The sequence below is a fragment of the Paraburkholderia sp. D1E genome, from assembly GCF_052682275.1.
Window position 1 is genome coordinate 1,125,742 of the sequence record NZ_JBQYMB010000001.1, and the last position, 12,242, is coordinate 1,137,983.

Consider the following 12,242-nt stretch of genomic DNA (forward strand, 5'->3'; position numbering starts at 1 on the left):
CCTGGCGGCATTTTTGTTTCTGCATGCCGATGACTGGTGGTGTTGCAAACACGGATAATTGACCATGTCGCACGCAACCGAATCTGAAAAGCAACCCGTCATCCTCACCGGTGACCGCACCACCGGCCCGCTTCACCTGGGCCACTACATCGGCTCGTTGCGCTCGCGCGTGCAACTCCAGCACGAAGCGCAGCAATTCCTCCTGCTTGCCGATGCGCAGGCCATGACCGATAACGTCGGCCGGCACCAGAAAGTCACTGAAAACGTCATCGAGGTGGCGCTCGACTACCTCGCGGTCGGCATCGACCCGGCGAAATCGACCATCTTTATCCAGTCGCAGGTGCCGGAGCTGGCGGAACTGTCGCAGTATCTGCTCAACCTTGTGACGGTCGCGCGCCTCGAGCGCAATCCGACCATCAAGGCGGAAATCGTGCTTCGCGGTTTTGAGCGGGATATCCCCGCCGGCTTCCTGACGTATCCGGTCAGTCAGGCCGCCGACATCACTGCGTTCAAGGCGACCCGCGTACCTGTTGGTGACGACCAGTTGCCGATGATTGAACAAACCAATGAACTGGTGCGCCGTTTCAACAACACGGTCGACAGGCAGGTGCTGGTGGAATGCGAAGCGGTGCTCTCGCACGTGGCGCGGCTGCCGGGCATCGATGGCAAAGCCAAGATGAGCAAGTCACTGGGTAACGCGATTACGCTGGGCGCGAGCCCGGACGAAATCACCAAGGCCGTGAACAACATGTACACCGACCCTAACCATCTCCGCGTCAACGACCCAGGCCAGGTCGAAGGCAACGTTGTGTTCGCGTTCCTCGACGCGTTCGAGCCGGACGTACCGACGGTGGACGAACTCAAAGCGCACTACCGCCGTGGCGGTCTTGGCGACAGCGTGGTCAAGCGTGCGCTGAACGAACGTCTGCAGGCGATGCTCGCACCCATTCGGGAGCGCCGCCGCGAGTTCGAAACTGACCGCGCGGAGGTGCTGAATGTCTTGCGTCGCGGGACCCTGCGCGCGCGGGAAGTAGCAGGTGCGACGGTATCAGAGGTGAAAGGTGCGCTCGGTTTGAACTACTTTGAGAATTGAGTGGCCGATAGTCGTCGGCTCTCAGTTCTCCTTGCGCGTGATGTACACGTCGTATCCCATTCCGCTGGTAACTCTGCTATTCGTTTATTCGGTAGAGCCAGCCTCGGCCCATGCCTTGAAACAATTCAGCCGTGCGCGTGTCTGTCGCTGGTAGCAAAGGTCGGCCAGGAAATACTAGTCGCGCCAGACGCAGACGATCTTCCTGCTCGCCACAGCGCGCCACAGCGGCTCACTTCGCGGCCAAAAGCGACCGGGCCTGTTCAAGAAGCGCGTGCGACGCCAGAAATTCGTTACGCCCCGCCATGGTAAGCGCGGCTTGCGCAGTACGAGCGAACAGCTCGTCATTCGACACCACGACCGCCTCCACACCAGAACCAACCTGGTCGTATCGGCGAAAGAACGCGAGCATTTCGAACGCATCGAACCGGCGGTCCTGCGGACCGGCCTTGGCCAGAAGCTCAGCGGCGGCGGCCAGTTGTCGAGTGGACGCGAGGAAATCAGAGGGCGCCATGACATCAACCTCCTTATAAATCGTCGTCGCCGAATGTTTCTGGAGTTTAGCGCAGGTCTTTGACAGCGCCAGAGACGCGGAGCGCGGGCGCTAAAGGCATGCGGTTCGGCCGGTTGGCGATGCTCGATGCTCGCGCACGACAGGCGATCGAAGTCTCATATTGGTAGTTAACATATGTTGTTGATAATTTTTATGTGGCAACATATGTATCATGCTAGGCGTCGATTCGATCTATAGTTCTGCCGAAACCGATAGGAGATTGTCATGAAATACGCGTCGCTACTGGCTCTCGCAGCTTTTGCGATTTTTTCGCAAGCCGTCCCGGCCCAGGATGCACAACCGACCTTGGCGAAGGTTCAGAGCGTGAATCTGATTGCAATCGGTCACAGGGAGACGTCTGTGCCGTTCTCCTATGTCGATGCCAATAACCAGGTCATCGGGTTCTCCCAAGACTTGTGCAACAAGATTATCGACGCGGTCAAGGCAAAGACGGGACACCCAGACCTACGCGTCCGCTTCATACCTGTCACCTCGCAGAACCGGATTCCGCTGGTTCAGAACGGAACCGTCGACCTTGAGTGCGGCGTCACCACCAACCTGACCTCACGGCAAAATCAGGTCACGTTTTCCGATACATTCTTTGTTGCCACGACACGACTCCTGACGCGCAAAGACTCCGGAATCAAGGATTTCTCCGACCTCGCCGGGAAAACCGTGGTGACCAATCAGGGCACGACGTCTGAACGTCTCCTCAGGAAAATGAACGAGGAGAAGAAGATGAACATGCAGATCATTAGCGCGAAAGACTACGGTGAAGGCCGTGTCACGCTCGAAACGGGACGCGCCGTCGCCTACATGATGGACGACGTTCTGCTTGCCGGTGCACGTTCGCTGACTGCCCAGCCGGCCGACTGGGTTATCGTGGGGACGCCTCAATCCTCGGAAGCGTACGGTTTCATGCTTCGCAAGAATGACCCCGAGTTCAAGAAGCTGGTTGACGACGCAATGACTGCCGCGATGAAGAGCGGCGAGATCAAAACCATGTACGACAAGTGGTTTATGAAGCCGGTGCCGCCGAAAAACATCAACTTCGATTTCCCGATGAGTGACGCGATGCACAAGCTCTATGCGTCACCGAACGACAAGGCTTTCGATTAAGGAAATGAACGCTGAAATAGCAAAACGCCCCATGCAGGGCGTTTTTCGTTTCAGCGTGCTCGCGTAGATTTGCGCGTTCTCGGCCTAAAAAACAGACGTGGGTTTTAAACCACCGCTTCGACGATCGCTTTCGTGTGGGCAGATCTCATCAGTCCCTCGATCATCTTCGCTTCCGCGCTCGCGATCTCGCTCAACGACGCGACGGACAGTTGCCCGTCCAGAATCGCCAGCCCTGTGCAAAGGCGGGCGTATTCGCTGTCATCGAGAATCCAGGCGCCGTCGTGATGCTCACGCGCGTCGAGCTGCACCATCGCCGCATGAGCGCTTTCGATATCGGCAATAACGTCTTCGCCAAGACCAAGACGCGCCAACTCCTGCGACACCAGCAGATGCCGGCTCAGGGTCAGGTGCAAATCCCGCGAGCCCTGGCCGCGCCGGAATGCATCGAGGGCGGTGTAGCACTGCAGGAGCATGGCTGCGGTGACCGGCTCGTGGGCGGTACGGCTAAAGGTCAGCGCCCGCAATAGCGGTGACATGGCCGGCTGGGTGTGCTTGCGGACTCGCGATTTACTGGACATATCGATTCAACCTCCTTCGCTAACTCTCGGCTTTGCCGCCGAATGCTGTGCTCTCCGGTGGCAAACGCCGCCGATGTGCCGGCGGCTTGACAGGCCCCTAACGTGAGTCTGTATAACCATCATGGCAAGCAACTATTAAGACAGACTTAAACAAACCAAAATCTCGATTGCGTGGCATCTCGCCATGCCCGAGCAGATTTTCCGCTACGGTGCACCCGACATGCAACGCTGCCATATAAGTTCGGACCGGCTAAATACAAGTCGCATTGGCCGCACTAACGAAAAAAAACCCCGTTCCCGCGAGGGAACAGGGCCAGACAGGATGGAAGAGCCGTACAGGCGCGTGGATGCTTGCCGGCCTTATAACCATCACAAACTAATAAAGCTGTTGCTACCTGAACTGCTACTGCGTTACAGCTCGGCCCCTCGTATTCAACCTCACCTCGCTGCAACCCCCTGCTGATTCGCGCGCATAGTTGCTTTGATTGCGCGCTGCTGCATTGCTTCGACTTCCTACTGCTTTACTGCCCTGCCACGTCAGACAACCGCGGCAAACTGCCATCAACGGTACGGTTCAAAACAACGCGGGGGAAGACCGCGTCGATGGGCGCGGTGACTTGTCGCTCCATGGAAAACAGTTTATGTGAGCACGCCCGAATGCAATTGCGCGAAAGGAGGGGAATTGGCAGGCTAGTTCGCTGAATCGGCGCAGCGGGGCGATTTCGTCAGATGTGAGCCAGAAAAAAGGACGCGTACGGCGACACATCATCCGGCCCGATTACTCCAACTGCCAGCACCCGCGCGTGCGTCGAGTAATGAAGTTGAGCGGGCGGCACATAGGGGCGCGGGAAGCGTGGTAAAAGAGCGCTGCAGGCACGACAATTCACGACCATTCTTACTAGCCACCCGCACACTGGAAACGTTACCAGCATGTCTGCTCAAGAACCTTCGCTCACCCTGCGTCCGGCGCTAGCGGCGGACGAGCCCTTTCTGTTCGACTTGCGCAAGGCCACCATGACGGAGCACCTGACGCGTGCCGGCGAACCCGCTGACGATGCCGGGCATCGCGCGCGTCTGCTGCACCGTTACGACGCGGCACAGGTGATTTGCATCGACGGTGCGCCAGCCGGCTTGCTGAAAGCGCATCGTACCGAGAGCGAATGGGTCGTCGTGCAATTGCAGATCGCGCCGGCGCATCAAGGGCGCGGTATCGGCGCGCGGGCGCTGCGGACGGTCTTGCTGGCCGCACAGGGCGACGCGTTGCCGGTTTCGCTCAAGGTGCTCAAAGGCAATCCCGCAAGGCGCCTGTACGAACGCCTCGGCTTCGAGATCGTCGGCGAAGATGAAATACAGTTCCACATGAGACGCGCGCCGAGCGCGTCGGCGGAAACTCAAGCAGAATGAGTGTCTGATAACCGCTTATACAGAGCGACACGCAATGGACCCTGTTATGACCTTTCGCGACACCTCGGCGATCGAAAGCTGGCACGCTCACGTTTATTTCGATTCAGGCAGCCGCGACGCCGCGTGGTCCTTTCGCGAGCAAATCGAAGCGTACTGGAACGGTAAGCTGCAAATCGGCCGCTTTCACGAGCGCCCAGTCGGGCCGCATCCGATGTGGTCGTATCAGCTCGCATTCACGCAGGAGCAGTTCGCCGAACTGGTCGGCTGGCTCACGCTGAATCACGGCGCACTCGATATTTTTCTGCATCCGAATACCGGCGATGCCTTGCGCGACCACCGCGATGCAGCGGTGTGGATCGGTCACTCGCACGAGCTGGTGCTGAGCGCCTTGAACTGACCCATACCGGCGCGCGGCCGCGTGCCCGGTCAGATATTCGAATACGAACTACACCAGCCGCGCGCGGCGACCTGCTTGTCGCCGAACAGCGTGCAGCCGCCGTAGGCGTCGGTGGTCTTGCCCTGGAACAGCGAGCAGTTGCCGCAGGTTTGTCCGGCGGCGTAGTCGGGGAATTTCGCCTTGTCGACCCTGGATGCGTCCTCTGTGTAGCCAACGGCTTGCGCCTTCGGATCGGCTTCGCTCAGTTTGTTTGCGGTGTCGTCGGCGAACGCGACGCGAGACAGCAGGAGCGATGAGCTCACACCCACGCTCAGCATCAGGAAATTGCGGCGCGAAGTTTTCATAGTGGTCCGATGGGGAGAAGTGACGCTCGTCAATCGAGAAACTGCGTGAACCGTTCAACCGGTTCCCGGTCGGTCCGCAGCGTATTGACCTGTGCGTTTTCGTCGGCAAAACCGAGCGACATACCGCACACCAGTTGCTCCTCGGCCGGCAGTCCGAGATGCTCGGCAATCACCCGATGAAACGGCGTGAACGCAGCCTGCGGACAGGTATCGAGGCCACGACCGCGCGCCGCCGTCATGATGGCTTGCAGAAACATGCCGTAGTCGAGCCAGCTGCCGCGCTCCATCACCCGTTCGATCGTGAAGAACAAGCCGACCGGTGCACCGAAGAACCGGTAGTTCTGCGCATGCTGTTCGTGCATACGCGCCTTGTCGCCTTTCTGGATACCCAGCAAGCCGTATAGATCCCAGCCGATCTTGCGGCGGCGGTCGATATAGGGCGACACCCATTCATGCGGGTAGTAGCGATATTCTTCCTGATACAGCGCGTCGCGCTGAGGATCGTCATACGCTGCGACCAAAGCCTGCGACAGGCGCGCCAGCGACTCACCCGTCACTACGTACACTTTCCACGGCTGGGTATTGGTGCCGGAGGGCGCCCGGCTGGCGGCTTCGAGAATCGCTTCGATATCGGTGCGCGCAACCGGCGTGGGCAGAAAGGCGCGGATCGAACGCCGCGACATCAGTGCGGCGTCGACTTGGTTGGCAGGTGTGGTCATCAGCGGAATCCCGGCAGGGCCAACAGTTTGGCGGTCTGCGAAGATTCTAGCGCGAGCAGCGGGTTTTCCGCTTGCAGGCTTGCAGCACGTTTTTAAATCAACCCCATGCAGACGGCGGCGACGATTGATCCCATCACCAGCACTGCGCCAACCGTTTTGCGTTTGTTCAGCTCTGTCCAAAGCAGGACACCTGTAAGTGACAGCAGAATGATGCTGCCCGCCAGGGTATCGATCAGCAGCACCCAGCCGACGCTCAAGCCGACGCCCTTGTGCAGATTCGTCAGCGTCGCGAGAAACGAGTTTTCGCTGCGCTTGACGGTCACGTAACCGTTGCCGACCCAATACTCGGCCGACGTGTTTTCATGCGGCGACGCGAAGCTGAGCTGCCAGTGCTCGGGTTGGATCACGCTGCGTTCGCCCCACGCGACCGGATGGGCGGACTCTTTCTGCGCGCGTCCCGGGTTGCCGGTCAGGTTGAGTTCATGTTTGAGCCACTTGCCAAGTTCACGCGGCGTCTGCGGCGCCGGTTGCGGCAGCGGCACCTGCACGACCGACACCTGCGGCTCGCCGGTCGACACTTTGAGTGGCCCGCCCCGATGATTCAGGAAAAAGCCCGTGGTGCCGAACAGCAAACCCAACGCCGCGCCCCACAAACCGATCCAGCCATGTACTTTGCGTAACCATTTGACGAAGGTCGCGCGGCGCGAGCGCTGCTGCCGTGCATTCAGTTCGCCGCGGCCTGGCCGCCGCGGTTCGCTCGCTGCGACGTCGACGACCTCGGCGGGTTGGAATTCAATAACCTCGGGTACACTCACGTTTCGCTCCAGGTACGCAACAGGTTGTGATAGCAGCCGACCAGACTGCGGCGCGCAGCATCGTCGGCATGCGTGGCGTTCAAACGTTGAATCGCCGTGTCCATATCGAATAGCAAAGCGCGCTGCGTGTCGCTGCGCACGAGGCTTTGCACCCAGAAGAAACTGGCAAGACGGGCGCCGCGTGTGACCGGCGTGACCTGATGCAAACTGGTGGCCGGATAGACGATCATGTCGCCCGCCGGCAGCTTGACCTGCTGTACGCCGTAGGTGTCTTCGACAACGAGTTCGCCACCGTCGTATTCGCCCGGCTCGGAAATGAACAGCGTCACCGAGACATCCGTGCGCAGCTTCACGCCGTTGGGCAGCACACGCACCGCACCGTCGACGTGGCTGCCGAACTCCATGCCGCCTTCGTAACGATTGAAGAGCGGTGGGTACACCTGATTCGGCAACACCGCGCTGATGAACAACGGGTTGCGCTCGATCGACGCGAGGATCACGTCGCCGATCTCTCGCGCGAGCGGCGAATGCTCGGCGATCTGCTGATTGCGCTTGACCGGCGCGCCCTGGTAACCGGCGGTCGCGCGGCCATCAACCCATGCGTCGCCGGCGCTGTCGAGCCGCTCGCGCACGAAGCGCAACTGCTCGGCGTTCAGTACATTCGGAATGTGCAGCAGCATGTTGGGTTTCCTTTGCGTGCTTCCTGTGCGCGGCGTCCGGTCGAACGCAACTTCAGAAGCGGTAGTCGAGTGTCGCCAGCAGCGTGCGTCCAATGCCCGGCACTGAACGGCCACCATCCGAGGGAATCAGCGCGTCGTAATACTGCTTGTTGGTGAGGTTCAGCAGATTCAGACGGACGTCGTATTGCTTCGCGTGATACGCGGCAGTCGCGTCCCAGCGGGTGTAGCCCGGCACCTGCACGTAGTTCGTATTCGACGCGTAGCGCGGCGACATATAGGTCGGGCCGCCGCCAATTTCCCAGTGCGGTGTGATCGCGTAGGTGGTCCAGAGCGTCAGCGTGTTGCGCGGCGTGTTGGCCGGCACGTGCCCTTGGGTTCCGTCGAGCGCCTTCAGGATGACGGCGTCCATATACGTATAGCCGCCGAACACCTGCCACTTGTCGGTGATGTGTCCGGTGACACCGGCCTGGAAACCATCGACGCGCACGTCGCCGTCGAGTTCATATTCGGTCGGCGAAACTTGCGTGCGGGCGTTGGTCATCTCCTCGCGGAAGAACGCGGAGTTTACCGAAATATTGCCGCCCAACAGGTCCCACTTGCCGCCTACTTCATACGACCGGGTCGACTCCGGTGCGAGGTTCTGCGTCAGGTTGGTCACCGTCAACGCTTCAAGCGAAGGATCGAACGAGGTGCCATACGACACGTAGTACGACTGCCAGTCGGTCGGCTGGTAAATCACGCCGGCGCGCACACTGGTAAAGAAGTTGGTTTGACTCGCGTAATTCGGCAGGGTGATCGAGTTGTGGATCTGCGCCTGGAAGCGGTCCCAACGCAAACCGCCGATCACCTTCCAGTGTTGACCGAGCGATACGGTGTCGTTGAGGTAGGCCGCGATTTCATTCGACCCGGAATCGGCATAGTTGCCGACTGTCGTGGTCACACCCGCGGGCGACGACAGATACGCCGGATTCACCATCGAAACAACCGGCAAATTGTTGCGCGTGTACGCCTGGTTCGAGTAACTGTCGTGGCCGAGTTCGATGCCGGCGATCAGGTCATGCTTGACCGGGCCGGTGTCGAACTTGTATTCGAGCATCGTGTCGTTGTACAGCGAATGGTTTTCGATCACACGGTCGTGGCTCTGCAACTTGATGAACAGTTGCGACGGCGACAGCGTCGTGTAATTGCCGTTAGTGAGCGCTGTGCTACCGGCGAGCGGGCCCGTCAACACGGACTGCGGCGCGGTTTCGCGCGCGTCGGTCAGTGAATGCGAAAACTGCGTCTGGTTGCTCAGCGTGAGACTGTCGGAGAACTTGTGCTTGATCGCAGCGGTGAAGGTTTGCACGTCCTGGATCGTGCGGTCGGTGGTCAGACCGTAAAAGGTGTTCTTGGGCACGGGCGAAGGATGCCCGTTCAACGCCTGCACGCCGTAGTCGGGCATGTCGTAGTTGTGCTGGATCAGCGCGGAGATCGTCACTTCGGTCGGCGTGCCGATGCCGAAGCGCACTTCCGGTGCGATGCCGTAGTCCTTGTTCTTCATCACATCGCGCGTCGAACCCAGACTTTGGCCAAATGCGTTCAAGCGAATGGCCGCGGTATCCGTCAGCTTGTGATTCACGTCGACCGTGGTGCGATAGCGGTCGTCGGTACCCACCATGGTCGTGACTTCCGCTGAATCTTTCAGGTTCGCTTTCTTGCTCACCTGGTTGATCACGCCGCCGGTCGAGCCACGGCCGAACAACATCGACGACGGGCCGTACAGCACTTCGAGTTCCTCGAGGTCGAAGGTATCGCGATAGTACTGGTTGCGATCGCGGAAGCCGTCCAGATAGATGTCGTTCTGTGCGGTAAAGCCGCGCAGGTTGATGTTGTTGCCGATCTGACCGCCTTCGGCCGCGCCGATCGTCACACCCGGCGCATTGCGCAACGCGTCCTGGAACGACGTGGCGCCTTGCGAGGCCAGCACGGATTTGTTGATGACGGTGACGGTCTGCGGAATGTCGCGCAGCGCCGTGGGCGTCTTCGCGCCGACGCTCGATCGTTCTGCCTGGAAATCCTGTTGTTCGGCTTGCCCCGCGACGCCGATGGTCGGCAGGGTCGCGTTATCGGTTGCTGCGCTCGGCGCCGCGTTTTGAGCCGACGGCTGCGACGCGGTTTGCGGAGCGGTCTGCGCTACGGCGGGCGTGGCGAATGGAACGGCAAAAGCTAACGCTAACGCAGTCGCAAGCGGCGTGTGATTGAACATGGGAAATCCCGTCGGAAGTGCGCTTGCCAGTTCCGCATGCTCGACATGGGATCAATGACAAAGTCGCAATTGGCTGGCTGCCTGTCTCCTGCTCGGAGCGAAGACGACGGGATGGCTGGCTGGTGGTTAAATGAGAATCGCTATCATTCCACACGCATAAAGACGCATCAATCGCGCTAAACCTTACCGGACGTAATCGGATTATTTCCGTTTTTTACTAACGTATGGAATATGTAATTTTCAATGCCCCATCGTGAGTTATTCATTACGCGTTTGTAATGTTAAGTTGCCCGCTGCAAGACGATTTCGGCTATTCGTTAGATGAATATGTCAGCGGGCGTACATCAGGGATAAGCGCGTCAACTTCTGCCAATTGATGATGGAGCCGACGCCACGCCCCAGATAATGCGCCCCGGCGGCAAGGGTGTTTCCACTCGCACCGATAAATTGAACAGCACGACAAACTTTCTAAATCCTGACGATTTGTCAAACCTGAATGCGCCCGCGACCGAACACGAAATCGCCACACCGTTTATCCTTTTTGCAACACCGCATACCGCAACTGTTCCGTCCATCTTCGGAGTTGACCATGCAATACCGCAAATTCGGCCGCACCGGCCTGACCGTTTCGCGCCTGTGTCTTGGGACAATGACCTTCGGCCTGCAGACTGAAGAAGACGTTTCGCATCGCATTCTCGATACGGCGGCGGACGCCGGCGTGAATTTCATCGATACCGCCAATGTTTATCCGCTCGGTGGCGGCGAGAGCATTGCTGGCCGCACAGAGGAGATCGTCGGACGGTGGCTGAAGGGCAAACGCGACCGCTTCATTCTGGCAACCAAGGCGGTGGGCAAGATGGGGCCGGCAGCATGGGATCAAGGCGCCTCGCGCAAGCATCTACTGGATGCGGTCGATGCATCGCTACGGCGGCTCGGCACGGATTACGTGGACCTGTACCAACTCCATTCCGACGATGCGAATACCCCGCTCGATGAGACGCTAGAGGCGCTGGACGCGATCGTACGATCCGGGAAGGCACGGTATATCGGCGTGTCGAATTTCCTCGCCTATCGGCTGGCGCGGGCGTTGGGTCGCGCTGACGTTTTGCGCGTGTCGCGGTTTGTATCCGTGCAGCCGCGCTACAACTTGTTGTTCAGGCAGATCGAGAGAGAATTGTTGCCCTTGGCGGCCGAAGAGCAATTGGCCGTGATGCCTTATAACCCGCTGGCAGGTGGCTTGCTGACGGGTAAGCATCGGATGGATGCCGCGCCGGCGTCCGGGCGGTTTACCGATGTCGTCGGGAAGGCGGGAGCGATGTACCAGGAGCGGTACTGGCATAAGCGCGAATTCGAAACGATCGAGAAATTGAAGGCGATCGCTGCGCCGACCGGCGAGTCTTTGACTCGGGTTTCTCTTGCGTGGGTGTTGGCTAATCCGCTGATTACGTCGGCGATTATCGGCGCCAGTCGCGCAGAGCAGTTGAGCGATACGCTCGCGGCTTCAGAGCTTGTGCTCGATGCGCAAGTCAAGGCGCAGCTTGATGAAGTGAGTTTTGAATATCGATGGGGTGACGCGGCCAGATAATGTGCTGCACTTCGAGTGCCGCCTTCGAGTGCTGCCTTTGACGGCGGCTGCGGTTACCCGGCCGCCGCCACAAAGGCAGAAAAATCACCGCCCATATCGAAGCACCGTACTGGTGGCAGCCAGCACATGATCCTTCATCGCTGCCAGCAACGCGTCCCGTGTCAGTCCTGCCGGCAATGCGTCGGGCAATAAATCAAGCGCATAAACCTGCGCGACATAATGATGCGGAACCTCGCCGACCGGTGGACACGGCCCGTAATATCCGGGGCCGCCAGTCCGGTTCGTTCCCGCCACGCTACCGGCTGGCGGCGCGGCACCGGCACCCAGCCCGGTGGCCGAAGGCGCGACGCCATATAGCACCCAGTGCACGATTCCCAATCCCTTGGCGCCGTCCGGATCGAAAATAGTAATCGCATAACTCTTCGTGCCGGCAGGCGTATTTCGCCATTGCAGAGCGGGCGACACATTCCCGCCACCACAATTATTCGCGCTCGCCGCGTGGCTCGAATCCAGCGTGCCGCCGTCGGCCAATCCCGGCGACGACAGCGCGAATGCATCCGCCGCGCGGGCAGCGGTCGCAGAAAAAATCAGCACAGCACACAAGCCGGAAAATAACAGGCGTCGTGCAACGCCAGTGTTTTCGCTTCGAATCATCGTAGGTCGCCCCCGGGTATAAGTTAGCCAACCTGAAAAGGGCCGTAGCGCAGCAAAGG

Annotated in this window: 13 protein-coding genes; 5 read left to right on the plus strand and 8 right to left on the minus strand. The window is 59.6% G+C overall.

Going from position 1 to position 12,242, the window contains the following annotated elements:
• Positions 1-64 precede the first annotated feature (64 nt).
• Positions 65-1,093 carry a tryptophan--tRNA ligase gene (gene trpS / locus ACUN0E_RS05360; RefSeq protein ID WP_408510814.1) on the plus strand — a complete coding sequence of 343 codons (1,029 nt, stop codon included), beginning with the start codon at positions 65-67 and terminating at the stop codon, positions 1,091-1,093.
• 229 nt (positions 1,094-1,322) lie between these two features.
• On the opposite strand, the gene ACUN0E_RS05365 is transcribed toward trpS, so the two are convergent.
• Positions 1,323-1,604 (minus strand): hypothetical protein, encoded by a 282-nt coding sequence (locus ACUN0E_RS05365; protein WP_445565874.1) that lies wholly within the window; start codon positions 1,602-1,604, stop codon positions 1,323-1,325.
• A gap of 264 nt (positions 1,605-1,868) precedes the next feature.
• Here ACUN0E_RS05365 and ACUN0E_RS05370 point away from each other — a divergent pair, with 264 nt between their 5' ends.
• Positions 1,869-2,762, plus strand: coding sequence for a glutamate/aspartate ABC transporter substrate-binding protein (locus tag ACUN0E_RS05370; protein WP_408519465.1), 894 nt, complete (start codon positions 1,869-1,871; stop codon positions 2,760-2,762).
• 104 nt (positions 2,763-2,866) lie between these two features.
• Here the strand turns inward: ACUN0E_RS05370 and ACUN0E_RS05375 are convergent, their stop codons facing one another.
• Positions 2,867-3,340 carry a hypothetical protein gene (locus ACUN0E_RS05375; protein ID WP_408510818.1) on the minus strand — a complete coding sequence of 158 codons (474 nt, stop codon included), beginning with the start codon at positions 3,338-3,340 and terminating at the stop codon, positions 2,867-2,869.
• A 930-nt stretch (positions 3,341-4,270) separates the two neighbouring features.
• Between ACUN0E_RS05375 and ACUN0E_RS05380 the strand changes: the two genes are divergently transcribed.
• Both ACUN0E_RS05380 and ACUN0E_RS05385 read left to right on the plus strand, forming a co-directional pair.
• Positions 4,271-4,744, plus strand: a complete 474-nt coding sequence (locus tag ACUN0E_RS05380) for a GNAT family N-acetyltransferase (protein ID WP_445565875.1) — start codon at positions 4,271-4,273, stop codon at positions 4,742-4,744.
• 46 nt (positions 4,745-4,790) lie between these two features.
• Positions 4,791-5,141 (plus strand): DOPA 4,5-dioxygenase family protein, encoded by a 351-nt coding sequence (locus tag ACUN0E_RS05385; protein WP_408233929.1) that lies wholly within the window; start codon positions 4,791-4,793, stop codon positions 5,139-5,141.
• Positions 5,142-5,170: 29 nt separating this feature from the next.
• Here ACUN0E_RS05385 and ACUN0E_RS05390 read toward each other — a convergent pair whose 3' ends face one another.
• From ACUN0E_RS05390 to ACUN0E_RS05410, 5 genes are all read right to left on the minus strand, one after another.
• Positions 5,171-5,485 carry a high-potential iron-sulfur protein gene (locus tag ACUN0E_RS05390; RefSeq protein WP_408233926.1) on the minus strand — a complete coding sequence of 105 codons (315 nt, stop codon included), beginning with the start codon at positions 5,483-5,485 and terminating at the stop codon, positions 5,171-5,173.
• Positions 5,486-5,514: 29 nt separating this feature from the next.
• A complete protein-coding gene (locus tag ACUN0E_RS05395; protein WP_408233923.1) occupies positions 5,515-6,204 on the minus strand; it encodes a nitroreductase in 690 nt (229 codons plus the stop codon).
• A 92-nt stretch (positions 6,205-6,296) separates the two neighbouring features.
• Positions 6,297-7,019: a PepSY-associated TM helix domain-containing protein gene (locus tag ACUN0E_RS05400; RefSeq protein ID WP_445565876.1), complete on the minus strand. Its 723-nt coding sequence runs from the start codon at positions 7,017-7,019 to the stop codon at positions 6,297-6,299.
• Positions 7,016-7,699, minus strand: a complete 684-nt coding sequence (locus ACUN0E_RS05405; protein ID WP_408510823.1) for a Fe2+-dependent dioxygenase — start codon at positions 7,697-7,699, stop codon at positions 7,016-7,018. Before ACUN0E_RS05405 ends, ACUN0E_RS05400 begins: the two co-directional genes overlap by 4 nt.
• A gap of 52 nt (positions 7,700-7,751) precedes the next feature.
• Positions 7,752-9,944 carry a TonB-dependent receptor gene (locus ACUN0E_RS05410; protein ID WP_445565877.1) on the minus strand — a complete coding sequence of 731 codons (2,193 nt, stop codon included), beginning with the start codon at positions 9,942-9,944 and terminating at the stop codon, positions 7,752-7,754.
• A 589-nt stretch (positions 9,945-10,533) separates the two neighbouring features.
• Between ACUN0E_RS05410 and ACUN0E_RS05415 the strand changes: the two genes are divergently transcribed.
• Positions 10,534-11,529 (plus strand): aldo/keto reductase, encoded by a 996-nt coding sequence (locus tag ACUN0E_RS05415; RefSeq protein WP_445565878.1) that lies wholly within the window; start codon positions 10,534-10,536, stop codon positions 11,527-11,529.
• Positions 11,530-11,613: 84 nt separating this feature from the next.
• Here the strand turns inward: ACUN0E_RS05415 and ACUN0E_RS05420 are convergent, their stop codons facing one another.
• A complete protein-coding gene (locus ACUN0E_RS05420) occupies positions 11,614-12,183 on the minus strand; it encodes a YbhB/YbcL family Raf kinase inhibitor-like protein (protein WP_408337853.1) in 570 nt (189 codons plus the stop codon).
• Positions 12,184-12,242 lie beyond the last annotated feature (59 nt).